Source organism: Synechocystis sp. PCC 6803 substr. PCC-P (assembly GCF_000284455.1).
Lineage (GTDB): Bacteria > Cyanobacteriota > Cyanobacteriia > Cyanobacteriales > Microcystaceae > Synechocystis.
This window is the reverse complement of record NC_017039.1, coordinates 2,571,416-2,587,483: the sequence shown is the minus strand read 5'-3', so window position 1 is coordinate 2,587,483 and position 16,068 is coordinate 2,571,416. Positions and strand designations below refer to the sequence as shown.

The following is a 16,068-nucleotide window of genomic DNA, read 5'->3' as shown; positions in this document are numbered from 1 at the left end:
CAACTAGGTTTCACCTTATAAAGATGAACGAAGATCAAGTTTCCCTCGAAAATCAAACCAATCCTGTCTCCCCAGAGGCCAGTGATGTTCCTGCCGTAACTCCGGAGGAAAGTCCCCAGCCCACTGATGCTGTTTTAGGAGAGCCGTCCGGGGAACAGTCGGAAGATCCGAGGATTGGCGCTGCCACAGAAACGGAAGGGGGGCCGCTGGAACAAGAAAAAAGCAGTGAAGAGATAATTGCCATTCTGCAAAAAGACCTGGCCAGCCATCGCCAGGAATTGGCTGAACAGTCGGAGCAACTAGACTCCATCAAAAAGCGTTACGTGGCCCTGGCAGCTGAATTTGATAATTTTCGCAAGCGCACCCAGCGGGAGAAAGAGGAGCAAGCAAAACTCATCAAAGGAAGGACCATAACAGAACTTTTGCCGGTGGTGGACAATTTTGAGCGGGCCCGCACCCAGATCAAGCCCAACTCCGACGGGGAAAATCAGATCCACAAAAGTTATCAGGGGGTGTACAAAAACCTGGTGGACAGCCTTAAAGGTTTGGGGGTAGCTCCCATGCGCCCTGAGGGAAAACCTTTTGATCCTAAATACCATGAGGCGATGCTCCGGGAACCCACCGCTGAATATCCCGAGGATACGGTGATTGAGGAGTTGGTGCGGGGTTATCTTTTAGATGACATTGTGCTGCGTCATTCCATGGTCAAGGTGGCGGTGGCTCCGGAAGAAGGAGCTGAAGTGGTGAATGGAGAGGCGGGAGCTAACCCCTAGTACTCAGTCATTTTGGGGGACATTCCACTGTCCCTCGTTCTATTTTCGGCGTTTTCAGTCTTGCAAAAACTCCGATCACTCCAGGGTCGAAGAATGGGAAAAAAGGAATGGGAATATAAAATGGGCTCTAAGGATGGCCAAGTGGGGCTTAATGGTCTAAATTTGCATCAAAAGACTTAAATTTTCCTAGAAAATACCTAGAAGTCACCAATTGTTTTTCGGGGTCAGCAGTTATGGGCAAAGTCATTGGCATTGATTTGGGAACCACCAACAGTTGTGCTTCTGTGTTGGAGGGGGGCAAACCTATTGTGATTACCAACACGGAGGGAGGCCGTACCACCCCCAGCATTGTGGGTTTCACCAAAGGTTCCCAGCGGTTAGTGGGGCAATTGGCCAAGCGTCAATCGGTGACCAATGCGGAAAATACGGTGTACAGCATCAAACGCTTTATTGGGCGACGCTGGGATGACACGGTGGAGGAACGTTCCCGGGTGCCCTATAACTGCGTTAAGGGGCGGGACGATACCGTCAGTGTGTCTATTCGCGGACAATCCTATACTCCCCAAGAAATTTCCGCCATGATTTTGCAAAAACTGAAGGCGGACTCTGAGGCTTTTTTGGGGGAGCCGGTTACCCAGGCAGTGATTACCGTGCCGGCCTATTTCACCGATGCCCAGCGCCAAGCGACGAAGGATGCAGGGACGATCGCCGGTTTGGAAGTATTGCGGATTATCAATGAGCCAACGGCGGCGGCTTTGGCCTATGGGCTAGATAAACAGGAAACGGAAGAGTTAATTTTGGTGTTTGACTTGGGGGGGGGCACATTTGATGTTTCCCTGCTACAGCTTGGTAACGGAGTATTTGAAGTGCTATCCACCTCTGGTAATAACCATCTGGGGGGGGATGATTTTGATAATTGCGTTGTCCAGTGGATGGCAGAATCCTTTAAGCAAAAGGAAAATATTGACTTAAGCACCGATAAAATGGCGATTCAACGACTACGGGAGGCGGCGGAGAAGGCCAAAATCGAACTCTCCAGCATGCTGAATACGACCATTAACTTGCCTTTTATCACCGCAGATGAGTCGGGACCCAAACACTTGGAAATGGAACTTGCCCGGAGCCAGTTTGAGGAGTTAACTAAGCAATTACTAGAAGATACTAGGGTTCCCCTCACCCAGGCATTGGACGATGGTGAGATCAGGGCCAGTGATGTCCACCGAGTTATTCTGGTGGGAGGCTCTACCCGTATTCCGGCCATTCAACGGGTTATTCAAGAATTTTTTCCCGACAGTCAGTTAGAGCGTTCCGTTAACCCAGATGAGGCAGTAGCTTTAGGAGCCGCTATTCAAGCTGGGGTCATTGGTGGCGAGGTGGAGGATGTGTTGCTGTTGGATGTAACGCCTTTATCCCTGGGTTTGGAGACCCTAGGGGAGGTAACAACAAAAATCATTGAACGCAATACCACCATTCCCACTAGTCGCTCAGAAGTGTTTTCCACAGCGGTCGACGGACAAACATCGGTGGAAATCCATGTTATCCAGGGGGAAAGGGCCATGGCCAGGGATAACAAAAGCCTGGGTAAGTTCTTACTGGCGGGGATTCCTCCCGCTCCCCGGGGGATGCCCCAAATTGAGGTCAGCTTTGAAATTGATGTTAATGGTATTCTCAAGGTTTCTGCCCAGGACCAAGGCACAGGCAAGGAACAGAGTATTGTGATTAGCCATACCGGTGGCTTGAGCGGCGGAGAAATTGAAAAGATGCGCCAGGAGGCGCAACAGTATGCCGCCCAGGATCAATTGCGTCTGCGGATGATGGAACTACAAAACCAAGCGGATAGCCTTTTCCACACCTACGAGACTACACTCCAGGAAAGCGGTGAACTAGTGCGGGAAGAACTCAAGTCTTCTGGCAAGCAGAAGAAGGACCAATTGGCGATCGCCTTACGGACCCCCAATACGCCGGTGGAGAAATTGCAGACCTTGGTGGAGGAATTCCGGCAAATTATTTTACTGATTGGTACGGAAGTCTATCAACAGGGCAAAGGGGCTGCTAGTAATGAATTTGCCAATTTTGTTCAGGGCACTAGCAGTGGGACAAGTCAAATGATTGAATCCCTGGAAACCAATTTGAATCCTATCCAAGCGTCCTCGGGCATCACCATGACACCGGGCACTATGATCAATGGCACCGTCAATCCCGGTGGGATGGATTATGTGGAAACTGCTCCAGTGTACGGTCTAGATGACGGGGAGGAATTTGACTTTGACGCTGATGAAACTGTTTACAGTGACTATGAAGCGATCGATTAGTCCAGGATAATTGCCGTCGCTGGGATTGTTTAACTATTTTATTTTTTGATGAATTGGCCCAATATGCCCCCTGGCGATCGCCGTTGGTTGTGGATTGGTCTGACGTTGCCCCTGTGTCTGCTCAACGGTTGGGTACTACTGCAGATATTGGATTATTTCCAGTCCCCCCTGAGAATTTTTATTATTGCGAACCTGGTCGCTTTTATTCTCGGTTATCCGGTGCGTTGGCTCCAGCGCTATCCCCGTCTAAAGTTGCCCTACGCAGTGGCATTGGTATTACTCACCACGGCGATTATTTTGGCGGTGATTGGTCTGTTGGTAATTCCCAAATTAGTAGATCAAATTCGTACTGTTTTACAACTTTTGCCCCATCTCAATGCCCTGGGCGATCGCCACTTAGAAAGCCTAGATAATTTAAGCAATCAGTGGGAAATTCCCACCAATTTCCGTGCTTGGGGCCGGGAATTATCCAATGAGTTTCCTAACCAAATTCGCTCCATTACCAACCAATTAATAAATTTATTGATTTGGACTGCAGGTAGCTTAGTAGAAGCCGGCTTTATCTTTATTATGACTGTCTATTTATTGCTGCGGGGACAGACATTTTGGGATGGCATATTCCGTTGGTTACCCATTGATTGGCGTCATAAGGTACGACAAAGATTACGCCATAGTTTTCAGAATTACTACATTGGCCAAGCCACCGTGGCGGCGTTGCTAGGGGTTAGTTTAATCATTTCTCTAAGCATTTTTCAAGTGCCCCTGGCCCTACTATTTGGTATGTTTGTTGGCTTTATGGCTTTCTTTCCCTTTGGGGGAGGCACCAGCATTGTTTTAATCAGTATTATTGCCAGTTTTCAGAGCATTTGGTTGGGCATTAAAGTCTTGGCGATCGCCACTGTAGTGGATCAGGTGGTGGAAAATGGCCTAGCCCCAAAATTACTGGGTCGTGTCACCGGGGTGCACCCCGTTTGGATTTTACTTTCCTTGATGATTGGTGCCAAGGTGGCCGGATTGTTAGGTATTTTAGTGGCTATCCCCATTGCTAGTTTCATACGGGATATGCTCAATGATTTTATCTAGTGCCGTAGAGAAGAATAGGGGGAATTAAGGTCAAGGATTAACTTCTAACTGCATCATGCCATCTTGTACTTGTACGCCCTGTAAATTTAACTCATCTAGATTTACTTGCAGTAATTGGTTTAACTTCTCCGGGGGAATATTTAACCGTTGGGCCATATCTCCGATGCGAAAGCTCAACTCACCAATTTTAATGCGGGAATTTTCCGTCATAATCAATTGCCCTGCTGCCAGTTGGGGCGTACCTTCTAAGGCAACATAAAAAGGCTGATTTTGACTCGGTAACAGTGGTAAAACCCGATCAACAATGCGTTTTTGGCCCGGGGACAGTTGGGCATTGTCCAACATTTGGGGGTCCAATACTGTGCCCACTTCCAAGGTTTCCCCCCTAATTTGAGTTTGCAGTCTGGGTATAGATTCCATCTTCAACTGACGATCCACTTCCCCTTGCAAGACCTGCCCTAATTCTTTTTCTGTCAAAGTAACCCTCACTGGTTCCTGGCGATCGCCATCATTCTTTTGGGCAATTTCTTGACGAATCTTCTCCTGAAGAAAATCGGCTGGGGGAGCAATGGAGGGCGTGGATGTTTCTGCCTCAAACCAAGCCGGAATTTGGGTGGCCCGCCGCCAAAAATAGTAACCCAGTCCCGCTCCGGCGATCGCTAACAGCATGACGAGAATGAAAATTTTTTTTAGCATTGTCAACGGTTAAAAATTAGTTTGCCTTGGACTTAACTTATCATCATAAAAATATTAATATCCAGTCATAAATATCATCCTTAGGGAACTTCGATAGAAAATAAAGGAATATTTCTTAGTAATACCAAAGTTTATTTAGATTGATTAGAGGATTGTAACGATTGGGGATATGGGCTAGTTTGGGTGAGTACATGGGCAGGAATTAAAGTGATAAGAAATACAATGATTAGCCCTGATGACCTTAAAATAAAAGCTCATATTTTTTGCTCATAATCAATGAATACCCATTTGTTGGAGTCTCGTTTGGATAAATTTCTTTCCCTGTTTTTCTCCGTCGGCAATCAGCCGATTAATGTTTTCTGGGCAACGATCTAATTTATTTTCATAATTTAAACTTTTAGCCAATTCCGGTGACATTTCAATGGCTGGTATATGATAAGTTTGGTCGGGATCTTCAGGAAAAGACTTAGGTATTTTTAACGGCTCTTTGATGCCAACTTCCTGTAAAAACTCCTCTTTAAAAGCTCCTTTTATAAATAAATAATTGAGAAATTCGATTTGATCCAGGCTTTGAAATAAAGAAACATTCCCTTCCAACTCATTGCGGCGATCGGCAATGTCATCGGCATCGGTGGGAATTTTATCGGTCTGGGTCGGATTAATTTTAATTACCCAAATTTCCTGGGGAATGTTCTCAATACCGACAAAATCTTGCCTGTATAAAGAACGAATGGGAGGATTATCAGAAAATAAGCCATCCCAGTAAGCTTTTTTTTCACCCTCTTCTTCAATAACAACGGTGGGAAAAATATTTGGCACACAGGCCGAAGCAAGCAGATGCTCTATTCTTATGGCTTCCTGGCGAGAATTAAACTTATCTAGTTTTCCCGTCAGAATATTGCAAGCTCCAATTAAAAGTACCGGGGGCTCTAATTGCTTGCCCCAAGTTGCTAACTCTGAAAAATCGACATGAACCTGTAACAATTCTTCTAAATTGATAAAGCGACTCCGTAACCCTTGGGTAGCCGAAGCTAACCAGGTCTGGGCTAGGGGAGAATAGGGAGTCACACTATACTGGGGAACGATGCCTTTGCTGGTCAACTCCAGAGACCTAATGACAAAATCATTAAAAAATCTTTCCTGATAGGTTTGGGCACTGTTATCCAGCCAAAAATCAAGCAATCTTTTCCAGACCGGATTTTCTCCTTTTTTCAGGGCATACCAAATTAGTAGGGCACAAATAGCGCCTCCAGAAGTACCACTCAAACTCACAATGTCGAAGTGGTCTTGCATCTTGTTCTCGAACAGAGCCTTCATTACACCGGCGGTGAAAGCAGTTTGGCTGCCCCCACCCTGACAGGCGATCGCCACTTTGGGTTTCATTGGTTTTGCTGCGATTAATTTGCTGAAAGTTTCTTCAACTGTGCCAGGAAATTTTTGTAAAACTTAATTTTTCCCTAATCATTAACCAAGTTCGCCCACCAGCGACCCTGACTAGCCAACTGCCAAATTTGTAACACCCCTTTGATCAAAGACCAACGTTTTAGCAAGAGATTGTACTGCTGACGTAAATGTCGATTTTTTTGGGCCAAATTGGTCAACAGGGCAGGGGCCGGAGCAAACAGGTTATGGCAACAGCTTTCCCAATGGTCTAAACGCTTGGTGAGTTGCTGTAACTGTCGATAGACAAAGTAAAGCCTAACGGCTAAGAAGACATTGCCCAGGGCTAGGACAAAATTAAAACAGATAACGAACAGCAACATCGAATGCTAGAATGGAGGGTCAGTTCGGGGAATTAGCTCAGTTGGTAGAGCGCTGCGATCGCACCGCAGAGGTCAGGGATTCGAGTTCCCTATTCTCCATAAACTCTATCGTGCAATTGTTTTGTCACTGTTCACCAGGGCCAATGGGCCCCACCCAGGGTTAACGCCAACGCTGATTTTCCAGGTCACGGATTTGTCGTTCTAGGCGATCTATACGTCCCCGCAACTCGTCCATTTCCGACTGACGGGGTAGGCCCAAATCCTGGAGCATATTGCGCAGTTGTCTTTCCAGATTTGCTTCAATTTGTCCCTGCTCGTTTTTGATTTGGTTCATCAAATCATCCACAAAAGCGGTGGCCTGGTCGGCGTTAATTTTGCCTTCCTTCACCCATTGATCACTCACATCGCTGAGTTTTTCCGCCACGAGGGTGGTGGTGCCAACACCGATCATCAAGAGTTGTTTAAGCCAGTCGTTTGTATCCATGGAAGGTTGCGGGATTGAACAAAGTTGAAAATTTGCCGAAAGTTGAGGCGAAGAATGGCGACTCCATTGCTCCTTGCCCTTCTCGTCAACCATAGCAAAAACCATCGTGAACGTTTTAAATTTTCAGTTCTGGGTGCCCCCAGTCCACTGCCATGCCCTCCTTGGGCTGTTGCTATATAATGGGCGGCACGGTCCTATGGGCGATCGCCGCCGAACTTTTTTTTGAGAGTATGAATTTGATTACCTGGTTAGCTGATTTTTCCCGAGGCCACTGCGTTGGCATTTGCGCCGCCCTGGTACCGTCAATTTTACTCTGGACCACCATTTGCGCCGTTTTAATTGCCCTAGGGCAACCCCGCTGGTCAGTTAACACTGCCTACGTTGCCACCCTCACCGTCTGTGGAGTAATGGTGCTCCACGTTGCTTCTTGGTTCAGTATTGGGGTCATTACCCCAGTCACCTTTATTTTGTTGGGGCTTTCCCTCTCCTGTGGGAGCTTAGCTACCCTGTTTTGGCGATACTCTTCCCAATGGCAAAAATTTTGTCACTCCGGATTGAGGGAAACAATCAAAGCTAAATGGCCCCAGACCTTAAAGATTTGACACTCCCACGACCCCTGGATCGAGGCTCTCTGCGAGACCGCCAACTATGACAGAACCAGCCAACAATCATCCCAGTCCCCCGCCGCAAAATTGGTTGTTCAAATGGTGGAATTCCCTCAATGCCATCACCCGCCTATTAGTGTTAGTACTGGGGGCCCCGTTAATGGTGCTCAATGCCAGGGCCCTGTCCTCGATTTTTGGTTATTTTGAATCCCTTTTTGTTATTAGCCTCATTGCCTCCGTCATCGCCTTTTTACTCAACTACCCGGTGGCCTGGCTAGAAAAACAAGGGGCTAAACGTTTTGTGGCGGCTAGTTTTGTTTTCCTCACCGCCCTGATTATTTTCACCGCCCTGGGGGTAACCCTCATTCCCCTCGCCCTATCCCAAGCCCAACAACTGGTGGCCCGCCTACCGGATTGGCTCGATTCGGGGCAGAAACAATTGGTATTGTTGGATCAAAAGGCAGAGATTCTTGGTTGGCCGGTCAATTTTGATGGTCTTATTCCCCAAATTAACAGCCGCCTAGCGGCCGAATTACAAAACTTGGCTGGCAGCACCCTCAACCTCGCCCTAAGCTTGACCGTCTTCACCGTAGTGCGTTTGCTGGACGTACTGTTGACGATAATTTTGACCTTTTATCTCCTCCTCCACACCGACGATGTTTGGCAAAGCATCATAGGTTGGTTGCCAGAGCGTTTCCAAAAACCTTTTTCTGATACTCTACGCCGCAGTTTCCAAAACTATTTCCTCGGCCAATTGGTGTCCGCCACCTGCATGGCCCTGGGGCTGATTTCTGGCTTTTTACTGCTCAAAGTTCCCTTTGGCTTACTTTTTGGCCTCACGGTGGGAGTAATGGCCCTAATTCCTTTTGGTGGGTCGGTGGGCATTGTGCTGGTTACTTTTTTGGTAGCTCTGCGGGACATTGGCATGGCGTTGCAACTGCTGGCGGTGGCTCTAGTGATCCAGCAAATTGTTGAAAATGGCATTGCCCCCAGGGTACTGGGCAGTGTGACAGGATTAAATCCCTTTTGGGTCTTGATTTCCCTGTTAACCGGGGCCAGAATCGGCGGACTACTGGGGGTAATAGTGGCTGTGCCTTCGGCTGTGATGATTAAGGAGGCCCTGGGAGCAATCCGCAGCATGAAGCCCTTGGTGCCAGCCCCAGACCATAATCAAGACCCTTTGTACTTTAAAAACCAGGAAGAAGTGCAACCACTGCCCCCCCGGCCTTAGTGCCTATGGATCGGTCCGTATCAAAAACTACAGCAAATTTGAGGTTAATTCGTGCCAACGGCTTAAGGAGGGACAGGAAGGGGTAAGATTTCTCTAGCCAGTGACAGCCATCTCGGTTGGCAATTTGTCCTTGCCCTAACTCCCCGATCTCAATGAGTAACGAAATTTACCTTAACCATCCGACCTTCGGGCTTTTGTATCAGATTTGTTTCTTGGATGATAATCAGGAGATTTTTACTACCCTTTATGCCCAAAGGTTATTTTTTTTGGTAAAAACGACGCCGAACAATACCCAATTTGAACCCATTACCAGGGCGGATGCCAAACTATTAATTGAAAATCGCCTGAGGTTTCTACGCCGGGCCGGGGATTTTAAGGCCTATGACGTGTTGGCAAAGTTACATAAAAACACTTTTTGAGATTGATTTCTTGGTAAATGTTCCCGGGGATTATGCCGTTTTAGAACATTTTCAGTCTCCTATGGGATTTTATCTGGGCCCAAGCGAACTAATTGCGCTACCCTGAGCCTGGATAAACCCTTAGTAAATTCAAGCGAATTTAAGGATTGAAATTTATGTTGCTCAAAAGTGCTTTTACTTGGTTGGCTTTGACCTTTACCACTGGCCTGGTGGCGATCGCCCCGGTCCAGGCGGAAACTGTGTTGGAGAGGGTGGCCCGCACGGGGGAATTACGGGCTGGAACCCGCACCGATGCTGTCCCGTTTGGTTTTGAGATGGCCAATGGGGAAATGGAGGGTTATGGGGTTGATTTAATGGCCTTAATTGCCTTGAAGTTGGCAGAAGAGATGGGTAAGACCATTACGGTTGATTTAGATAGGGTTGACCTCCAGAGTCGTTTTGAGGCGATCGCCAGTGGGGAATTGGATATAGTTTGTGAAGCCACCACCATTACCCAAGATCGGTTGGAATTAGTGGATTTTTCAGCTCCATTCTTTATTTCCGGGGCCAAGTTTTTGATGAAACAAGGCAGTGTGGAGGGCTTTAACATTAATGGCACCCTGGAGGGCATTCCCATTGCCTACATTCAAAACACCACCACCTTTGATATCATCCCCAAAATTTATCCCCTAGCCCAGTGGGTGCCAGTGCAAGACCGGGAGGAAGGCATTGCTAAATTGGATGGGGGCCAGGTGAAGGCCGTTGTCAGCGATGGCATTTTGCTAGTGGGGGAACTGCTTAAACAGGGCAAAAACCCAGCTGAATACGCTCTAGGACCTTATCAACCCATTACCACGGAACTTTACGCTTGCATTCTGCCCCAGGGGGACGGAGACTGGAAACGCTTTGTGGATGAAGTAATTTCTAGCACGGAAAACCATGATTTGCTCCAGGAATGGTTCAACATTGACCAAACCAATGTGGTGCGGGTTGATCCCCTTTAGATTTTAGGACGGCGATCGCCGGGGATAATTGACCAACCATTTCTCCCATTGAATAGTAAAACCAAGCCCGGTCTACTCTTTTGCTAGCTTCCTGGGCTTGGAATTGCACGCTTTTTGAGCGTGATTTAATCTTTCAGTTAGAGAGTTCAAATCCCCGCATGGCCTAGGGCCAGACCGGTGGCTAACATACCAAAAACTAGAAATGGCTGGGCACTGGCTTGGTATTTGACATCATTTTCCAGGGGATTACGGAGAAAATACATATCCTGAAAAGTTATCTGGGGAATGAGCAATAGCAACACAATGGTGGCATAAAGCTGTTGGTGAACATAAATCAGGTATCCCGCAATACCCGCTTGGAAAACGTCGATCATGATCACGCAGATCCAAGCTGCTGTCCCGATACCAAACATCACCGGCAAGGACTTGAGCCCCAATTGGCGATCGCCTTCCACACTTTTGAAATCGTTAACCACCGCAATGCCCAAACCAGCCAAGCTATAAATTAGGGTCAAGACCATAATGGTGGGATTGAGGGTGCCAAACAGAGCATGGCCCGCCCACCACGGTAGGGCAATGTAGCTAGCCCCCAGAGCATAGTTACCCAACCAGCCATTTTGTTTTAGCTTCAACGGTGGTGCAGAGTAAATATAAGCAACAAAGGCTCCCCCCAAGGTGAGCACCATCATAATGGGAAAATCGTGCTGGGCCCACACGTCCAAGCCGTAGGCAACGCCAATACCAGCCACCAACAGAATTAAAATTTGGGTCACCACCTGGGGCACGGAAATGGCCCCGGAAGGAATAGGTCGGTAGGGTTCATTGATGGCGTCGATGTCCCGGTCGTAAAAATCATTGAGGGTTTGGGTATAACCGGTCATTAACGGGCCGGACAACAACATACAGGTGAGGGCTTTAAGGAAATCCTCCACTGACCAGATGTAGCCCCCGGAAGAAGCGGCCCCACAGACCACCCCCCAGATCAGGGGAATCCAAGTGATGGGCTTCATCAACTGAAGACGAATTTTCCAAATGGAACTTTCCCCCGGGGCGGCCCCCTTCATGCCCAGTAACTGCCGAGCCTTGGCTTGGTTTTGGCCGGTATTTTGTGTGTCAGACATAGATGATTCAAAGGTTGACTAGCGTACCCAAAAACACTGACCCAGCCTATCACCCTTGGGGCTAGGAATGCCATGGAACAATGGGGGTAACTTGGTTGGGGGTTAAACCTTGACCGACTTAGGCCGAATTGAGAGGAAAGTTCCTAACCGAGACTCTGCAGAAAGTTTTCCAGCATTTGCTTCCCTTCCTTCGTGAGAATACTTTCCGGATGGAATTGCACACTCTGCACATGGGGATAGTCCCGGTGCTGAAAAGCCATTACCATGCCGTCGGCCAACCAGGCCGTCACCTCCAGGCACTCCGGCAAACTCTCCCGCTCAACGATCAGACTGTGGTAACGGGTTGCTTGCACGGGACTGGCTAGACCAGCAAAAATGCCCTGTTGTTGATGGTAGATCTGGGAAGTTTTGCCGTGCATCAATTCCGGGGCGGCCACCACCTTGCCCCCAAATACTTGGCCAATACTCTGGTGCCCCAGGCAAACGCCTAAAATCGGCGTGGAGGCGCTGAGCTTTTCAATTAACTGGAGGGAAATGCCCGCGTCATCGGGACGGCCAGGGCCGGGGGAAATAACAATGGCATCGGGCTGGAGGGATTTAACTTCTTCGAGGCTAATTTGATCGTTGCGATACACCTTCAGATCTTCGGCTACGGCGTATTTCTGCCCCAATTCGCCTAAATACTGAACGAGGTTGTAGGTAAAACTGTCGTAGTTATCTATGACCAGAATCAACTGGAATGCTCCTTTACGGTCAAATGTGGACGGGGATTAGACCATCAAGGATAGCAGTGGTGGTAATAATAAACAGCCCCCCACTATCACTGCGGCGATCGCCGCTAATAATACTGCTCCGGCCGCACAGTCTTTGGCAATTTTAGCTAGCTCATGGTAGGACTGCCCCACCGTTAAATCCACCACCGATTCCAGGGCTGTATTTAACAACTCCAAAATCATTACTAGGCAGGAAGTCAGGGCCAGCACCGCCACGGCGATCGCCTCTAAATGCAACAGAGAGGCCGCTGTGATGACCGCTACCCCTGTGAAGGTATGGATACGAAAATTCCGCTGGGTGGCAAAGGCATAACTAACTCCGGCCCAGGCGTAACGAAAACTTACCAAGAGATTGGGGGCCACCTGCCAGGCATTTTTTCTCAACGGCTTTTTAGCACCGGGCTTGGAGGCAGGTACCACCAGACCCAGGGGAGGAGGGGGCTGGGTCTGATTAGCCTTGCCGGATAAACCCTGATCAGCAAAAACCGCCGAGGATGGGGAAGACATGGGATATACCGATTTCATGAGCTACGACTCCGAGCAGTGTAGTCGACAGAACAATTCTCCTATGTAACCTGGATTACAAGTTTTAGGTGAATAGGGGAGGATTTTGGCCGATTAAAGTTAATAGATGGGATTGTTCGGACAACATGGTGGTGAGGGAGGCTTCGTCGGGGTGATCCCAACCGAGGAGATGGAGTAGGCCGTGGGCCGTTAACCACACGACTTCTAATTTTGCACTATGGCCCCGTTCCCTAGCCTGATGGTCAGCCCGTTCTAGGGAGATCACTATATCACCCAAATAAAGGGGTTCCTCCGTTTCTTCAGATTCTATTAAGGGAAAATCTCCTTCTAAGGCCGCAAAAGCCAACACGTCGGTGGGCTTATCCTGGTGGCGAAATTTACGATTTAACTCTTGGATACGGCGATCGCCGGTGAATAGTAAGGTGAGTTCGTAGCTGGAGGCGGGGGGAAGACAATCTGCCAGGTATTCCAGCCAGCGTTGACACCACCCTTGCCAGGGATTGGTTAGTAACTCTTCCACCCCTGAACTCGCCATGGCGGAACCAGTCAAATCAGTTTGTAAGCTTAATTCCACCGCAATCTTGTTAACAGAGGTAGGGGCCATGGCCTTAGCGGGTTAGGTAGGAAATCCCCACCAGCACTCCGAGGAGGGCACTGGCGGACAGAAAAAAATGGGTTAGGGATTTGCCCTTTTTGCGCACCATATTACGCATAGCCAACTTAACGTAGGTCGGTGGGGGTTCCGCTGGGGCAGGATTGGTCATTTCCGGCGCTTCCGGGGTGGGTAAATCACTCATAAAAATCTATGGCAAGGGCAAAAACAATCGTTTAAGATCCGACGGACTACTCTTCAGCTTCCCTAACTCTAGTGAGGAATTTTGCAAAATGCAAGCTTGCCCGGCGGGCATGGTAGGATATAAGGCTGGATTTATCAACGAATTTCACTAACTTTGCACGACTGGGCCCTAACCCAGACCGGTGGAATTTTACCCCAATGGCCACCGGCGATCGCCTTCTTTGCCCCCCATGAAACACACCCTCTCTGTTTTAGTTGAAGATGAAGCCGGAGTGCTAACCCGCATTGCCGGACTATTTGCCCGCCGTGGTTTTAACATTGAGAGCTTGGCGGTGGGGTCGGCGGAACAGGGGGACGTTTCCCGCATCACCATGGTGGTGCCGGGGGATGAGAACACCATCGAACAACTGACCAAGCAACTCTACAAGTTGGTTAACGTAATTAAAGTACAGGACATCACCGAAACTCCCTGTGTGGAAAGGGAATTGATGCTGGTGAAGGTGAGCGCCAATGCCCCTAACCGAGCGGAAGTGATTGAGCTAGCCCAGGTATTCCGGGCCCGCATTGTGGATATCTCCGAAGACACCGTCACCATCGAAGTGGTGGGGGACCCGGGTAAAATGGTAGCAATCCTCCAGATGTTGGCCAAGTTCGGCATTAAAGAGGTGGCTCGAACGGGCAAAATTGCTTTGGTGCGGGAATCCGGCGTCAATACGGAATATCTGAAATCCCTGGAATCCAAGTTTTAGGGCCTATCCTTCCTTCTTTAACCATTGATATCCATTGGCCTCAAGCACGTCTCCCCAGGGTTGTCCTGAGCTCTTTGCCCAGTATTTGCAAACATCTCCATGGCTGATCGATTTTCTCCATCAGACCCCTCCCTCGCATCCCAACTGGAAGCTACCCTGGGGCAACTTGAACAGGTAATTCAAAAGTTACAGGCCAATCCCCAACAAGGCATCCAACTTCCCCGAGCAGCCGTTGACCGCCTCCAGGCCACGGCTAGCCGCTTAGCGGTGTTGGTCAATAGTTCTGCAACTTCTGCCCCCGCCCCTCTGCAACCAGGCCCCCTACCTGGTGATCTGCAAACGGAACAATGGGACGATTTTTTTGCTGAATCTGTAGAAACAGATGTTAGCGCTTCCCCCCAAGTTAATAAAGTCAAACCCCGTAAAAAAGGGAAATTCGGTATTTTGGCCACCATTGCCACTGCCCTGTTGGGAATTTTGGTGGGGATTGTCCTTTGGATTGGTATTCCCCCCCTTAATCTGCCGCCACTTTGGGATCAATTAGCGACCCAATGGGCTAATGTAGCAACGCTTTTGCCGACTAAAGAGCAGCCCCCGGTGCCCCTGGCCGATTCCACGCCCAATACCGTCAATACATCTCCCGAAAAGACAACCAATTTAGTTGAAGAGACCGGATTACCCACAGTCCTGGAAGCCCCCTCTCCCCCCGCACCCGTGGCCGTTTCCCCCCTGCCCCTGGCCCCCTTAACTCCGGAACAGAGTTTATTGGCGGTGATTCAGCGGGAATTAGTAGATTTAGAAGGACTTTATCCTCCCCAGTTGATGGAGCGCATCGAACCAAACTTTTTAGCCAGTCGCTTGACCTTGACGGTAGGCGATTCCTGGCAGGAATTGTCCCCCAAACAGCAACAAACCCTCCTAGATGCCCTATGGCAGAGGGCCCAAAAACTTTCCTTCCGACGACTGTGGATTTACGATCTAAAAGGGGATCTCATTGCCCGATCGCCGGTGGTGGGCCAGGATATGGTGGTTTTTAATCTTCCGTAGGGCGATAACTTTTTTGCAAAACTCTGCTGGGGATCGGTTTCCCAAGCCAGGACAACATCTAGGATTAAACAGCATCAAATCGGAGAAAAAATCATGATCAAACTATACGGTGCCCCCCAAAGTCGAGCCTCCATCATTCAGTGGTACTTAGAAGAATTATCCCTGCCCTACGAATTCGTCAACGTTAACCTCAAGGAAGGGGAACATCGCCAAGCTCCCTATTTAGCCATTAATCCCTTTGGTAAGGTGCCGGCGATCGCCGATGGGAACTTTCATCTCTGGGAATCCGGTGCAATTTTGCTTTACTTAGCGGAAAAAGCTAGCACCATTCCCGCCGATGCCCAGGCCAGAGCTCTAGTTAACCAGTGGATTTTATTTGCCAATTCCACCCTGGCCAATGGTTTATTTATTGAAGCAGTGCGGGAAAAGGAAATGCCCCGACTGTTGCAATCTTTGGAGAAAATTTTAGGGCGATCGCCATTTATCCTCGGAGAAAAATTTTCGGTGGTGGATGTGGCCGTCGGTTCAATTTTGGCCTATGTCCCCATCATGCTCAAACTTAATTTTGACGACTATCCTGCGGTGGCGGCCTACGTCCAGGGCCTAGTGCAACGACCGGCTTTCCAAGCTTCCATCGGTGCCCGCTGACCAGTGACCAGATCAACCTGGGAAACCCTAACCCCATGGCCCCATCATAGTTTATTTTTA

General features: G+C 48.8%; 19 protein-coding genes and 1 tRNA gene. 11 read left to right on the top strand and 9 right to left on the bottom strand.

The window, feature by feature from the left end; all coding sequences use genetic code 11:
• The first annotated feature begins 23 nt into the window (after positions 1-23).
• The 3 genes from grpE (at position 24) to SYNPCCP_RS12110 (ending at position 4,168) form a co-directional block, all read left to right on the top strand.
• Positions 24-773, top strand: coding sequence for a nucleotide exchange factor GrpE (grpE, locus tag SYNPCCP_RS12120; protein WP_010873518.1), 750 nt, complete (start codon positions 24-26; stop codon positions 771-773).
• Positions 774-1,006: 233 nt separating this feature from the next.
• Positions 1,007-3,085 carry a molecular chaperone DnaK gene (gene dnaK / locus SYNPCCP_RS12115; RefSeq protein WP_010873517.1) on the top strand — a complete coding sequence of 693 codons (2,079 nt, stop codon included), beginning with the start codon at positions 1,007-1,009 and terminating at the stop codon, positions 3,083-3,085.
• Positions 3,086-3,133: 48 nt separating this feature from the next.
• Positions 3,134-4,168, top strand: coding sequence for an AI-2E family transporter (locus tag SYNPCCP_RS12110; RefSeq protein ID WP_010873516.1), 1,035 nt, complete (start codon positions 3,134-3,136; stop codon positions 4,166-4,168).
• A 30-nt stretch (positions 4,169-4,198) separates the two neighbouring features.
• Here SYNPCCP_RS12110 and SYNPCCP_RS12105 read toward each other — a convergent pair whose 3' ends face one another.
• From SYNPCCP_RS12105 to SYNPCCP_RS12095, 3 genes are all read right to left on the bottom strand, one after another.
• A complete protein-coding gene (locus SYNPCCP_RS12105; RefSeq protein ID WP_010873515.1) occupies positions 4,199-4,864 on the bottom strand; it encodes a hypothetical protein in 666 nt (221 codons plus the stop codon).
• Positions 4,865-5,137: 273 nt separating this feature from the next.
• Complete coding sequence (locus SYNPCCP_RS12100) at positions 5,138-6,247, bottom strand: patatin-like phospholipase family protein (RefSeq protein WP_010873514.1); 1,110 nt, start codon at positions 6,245-6,247, stop codon at positions 5,138-5,140.
• Between the two features lie 74 nt (positions 6,248-6,321).
• Positions 6,322-6,627 (bottom strand): hypothetical protein, encoded by a 306-nt coding sequence (locus tag SYNPCCP_RS12095; RefSeq protein ID WP_010873513.1) that lies wholly within the window; start codon positions 6,625-6,627, stop codon positions 6,322-6,324.
• Between the two features lie 26 nt (positions 6,628-6,653).
• On the opposite strand from SYNPCCP_RS12095, the gene SYNPCCP_RS12090 reads away from it, so the two are divergent.
• Positions 6,654-6,726 (top strand) — tRNA-Ala (locus SYNPCCP_RS12090).
• Between the two features lie 61 nt (positions 6,727-6,787).
• Here SYNPCCP_RS12090 and SYNPCCP_RS12085 read toward each other — a convergent pair.
• Positions 6,788-7,111 carry a phasin family protein gene (locus SYNPCCP_RS12085; protein ID WP_020862140.1) on the bottom strand — a complete coding sequence of 108 codons (324 nt, stop codon included), beginning with the start codon at positions 7,109-7,111 and terminating at the stop codon, positions 6,788-6,790.
• A gap of 179 nt (positions 7,112-7,290) precedes the next feature.
• On the opposite strand from SYNPCCP_RS12085, the gene SYNPCCP_RS12080 reads away from it, so the two are divergent.
• From SYNPCCP_RS12080 to SYNPCCP_RS12065, 4 genes are all read left to right on the top strand, one after another.
• A complete protein-coding gene (locus SYNPCCP_RS12080) occupies positions 7,291-7,713 on the top strand; it encodes a hypothetical protein (protein WP_020862141.1) in 423 nt (140 codons plus the stop codon).
• Between the two features lie 46 nt (positions 7,714-7,759).
• Entirely contained in the window at positions 7,760-8,947 is a 1,188-nt protein-coding gene (locus tag SYNPCCP_RS12075; RefSeq protein WP_010873510.1) for an AI-2E family transporter, read from the top strand.
• A gap of 152 nt (positions 8,948-9,099) precedes the next feature.
• Positions 9,100-9,366, top strand: coding sequence for a transcriptional coactivator PipX (gene pipX, locus SYNPCCP_RS12070; protein ID WP_010873509.1), 267 nt, complete (start codon positions 9,100-9,102; stop codon positions 9,364-9,366).
• Positions 9,367-9,521: 155 nt separating this feature from the next.
• Positions 9,522-10,349, top strand: coding sequence for an amino acid ABC transporter substrate-binding protein (locus SYNPCCP_RS12065; RefSeq protein ID WP_010873508.1), 828 nt, complete (start codon positions 9,522-9,524; stop codon positions 10,347-10,349).
• Between the two features lie 146 nt (positions 10,350-10,495).
• On the opposite strand, the gene chlG is transcribed toward SYNPCCP_RS12065, so the two are convergent.
• The 5 genes from chlG to SYNPCCP_RS12040 all read right to left on the bottom strand — a co-directional run bounded on the left by chlG (position 10,496) and on the right by SYNPCCP_RS12040 (position 13,565).
• Complete coding sequence (gene chlG / locus SYNPCCP_RS12060; RefSeq protein ID WP_010873507.1) at positions 10,496-11,470, bottom strand: chlorophyll synthase ChlG; 975 nt, start codon at positions 11,468-11,470, stop codon at positions 10,496-10,498.
• Positions 11,471-11,613: 143 nt separating this feature from the next.
• Positions 11,614-12,204 (bottom strand): aminodeoxychorismate/anthranilate synthase component II, encoded by a 591-nt coding sequence (locus SYNPCCP_RS12055; RefSeq protein WP_014407140.1) that lies wholly within the window; start codon positions 12,202-12,204, stop codon positions 11,614-11,616.
• A 36-nt stretch (positions 12,205-12,240) separates the two neighbouring features.
• Entirely contained in the window at positions 12,241-12,768 is a 528-nt protein-coding gene (locus tag SYNPCCP_RS12050; protein ID WP_010873505.1) for a diacylglycerol kinase, read from the bottom strand.
• Positions 12,769-12,832: 64 nt separating this feature from the next.
• Positions 12,833-13,372, bottom strand: a complete 540-nt coding sequence (gene ybeY / locus SYNPCCP_RS12045; protein ID WP_010873504.1) for an rRNA maturation RNase YbeY — start codon at positions 13,370-13,372, stop codon at positions 12,833-12,835.
• Between the two features lie 4 nt (positions 13,373-13,376).
• Entirely contained in the window at positions 13,377-13,565 is a 189-nt protein-coding gene (locus tag SYNPCCP_RS12040) for a DUF3285 domain-containing protein (protein WP_010873503.1), read from the bottom strand.
• Between the two features lie 229 nt (positions 13,566-13,794).
• Between SYNPCCP_RS12040 and ilvN the strand changes: the two genes are divergently transcribed.
• From ilvN to SYNPCCP_RS12025, 3 genes are all read left to right on the top strand, one after another.
• Positions 13,795-14,313 carry an acetolactate synthase small subunit gene (ilvN, locus tag SYNPCCP_RS12035; RefSeq protein ID WP_014407139.1) on the top strand — a complete coding sequence of 173 codons (519 nt, stop codon included), beginning with the start codon at positions 13,795-13,797 and terminating at the stop codon, positions 14,311-14,313.
• Between the two features lie 99 nt (positions 14,314-14,412).
• The gene (locus SYNPCCP_RS12030) at positions 14,413-15,360 is read left to right on the top strand and encodes a hypothetical protein (RefSeq protein WP_010873501.1); all 948 of its coding nucleotides are present in this window, start codon (positions 14,413-14,415) and stop codon (positions 15,358-15,360) included.
• Positions 15,361-15,453: 93 nt separating this feature from the next.
• Positions 15,454-16,008, top strand: a complete 555-nt coding sequence (locus SYNPCCP_RS12025; RefSeq protein ID WP_010873500.1) for a glutathione S-transferase family protein — start codon at positions 15,454-15,456, stop codon at positions 16,006-16,008.
• The last annotated feature ends 60 nt before the right edge of the window (positions 16,009-16,068 follow it).

Excerpts from the sequence above, each read along its gene's own strand:
- pipX (WP_010873509.1), top strand. The coding sequence starts at position 9,100 with ATGAGTAACGAAATTTACCTTAACCATCCGACCTTCGGGCTTTTGTAT.
- SYNPCCP_RS12040 (WP_010873503.1), bottom strand. The coding sequence starts at position 13,565 with ATGAGTGATTTACCCACCCCGGAAGCGCCGGAAATGACCAATCCTGCC.
- SYNPCCP_RS12075 (WP_010873510.1), top strand. The coding sequence starts at position 7,760 with ATGACAGAACCAGCCAACAATCATCCCAGTCCCCCGCCGCAAAATTGG.
- SYNPCCP_RS12110 (WP_010873516.1), top strand. The coding sequence starts at position 3,134 with ATGAATTGGCCCAATATGCCCCCTGGCGATCGCCGTTGGTTGTGGATT.
- SYNPCCP_RS12065 (WP_010873508.1), top strand. The coding sequence starts at position 9,522 with ATGTTGCTCAAAAGTGCTTTTACTTGGTTGGCTTTGACCTTTACCACT.
- SYNPCCP_RS12050 (WP_010873505.1), bottom strand. The coding sequence starts at position 12,768 with ATGAAATCGGTATATCCCATGTCTTCCCCATCCTCGGCGGTTTTTGCT.
- chlG (WP_010873507.1), bottom strand. The coding sequence starts at position 11,470 with ATGTCTGACACACAAAATACCGGCCAAAACCAAGCCAAGGCTCGGCAG.
- SYNPCCP_RS12100 (WP_010873514.1), bottom strand. The coding sequence starts at position 6,247 with ATGAAACCCAAAGTGGCGATCGCCTGTCAGGGTGGGGGCAGCCAAACT.
- SYNPCCP_RS12025 (WP_010873500.1), top strand. The coding sequence starts at position 15,454 with ATGATCAAACTATACGGTGCCCCCCAAAGTCGAGCCTCCATCATTCAG.
- ilvN (WP_014407139.1), top strand. The coding sequence starts at position 13,795 with ATGAAACACACCCTCTCTGTTTTAGTTGAAGATGAAGCCGGAGTGCTA.
- dnaK (WP_010873517.1), top strand. The coding sequence starts at position 1,007 with ATGGGCAAAGTCATTGGCATTGATTTGGGAACCACCAACAGTTGTGCT.
- SYNPCCP_RS12085 (WP_020862140.1), bottom strand. The coding sequence starts at position 7,111 with ATGGATACAAACGACTGGCTTAAACAACTCTTGATGATCGGTGTTGGC.
- ybeY (WP_010873504.1), bottom strand. The coding sequence starts at position 13,372 with ATGGCCCCTACCTCTGTTAACAAGATTGCGGTGGAATTAAGCTTACAA.
- SYNPCCP_RS12080 (WP_020862141.1), top strand. The coding sequence starts at position 7,291 with ATGGGCGGCACGGTCCTATGGGCGATCGCCGCCGAACTTTTTTTTGAG.
- SYNPCCP_RS12105 (WP_010873515.1), bottom strand. The coding sequence starts at position 4,864 with ATGCTAAAAAAAATTTTCATTCTCGTCATGCTGTTAGCGATCGCCGGA.
- SYNPCCP_RS12095 (WP_010873513.1), bottom strand. The coding sequence starts at position 6,627 with ATGTTGCTGTTCGTTATCTGTTTTAATTTTGTCCTAGCCCTGGGCAAT.
- SYNPCCP_RS12030 (WP_010873501.1), top strand. The coding sequence starts at position 14,413 with ATGGCTGATCGATTTTCTCCATCAGACCCCTCCCTCGCATCCCAACTG.
- grpE (WP_010873518.1), top strand. The coding sequence starts at position 24 with ATGAACGAAGATCAAGTTTCCCTCGAAAATCAAACCAATCCTGTCTCC.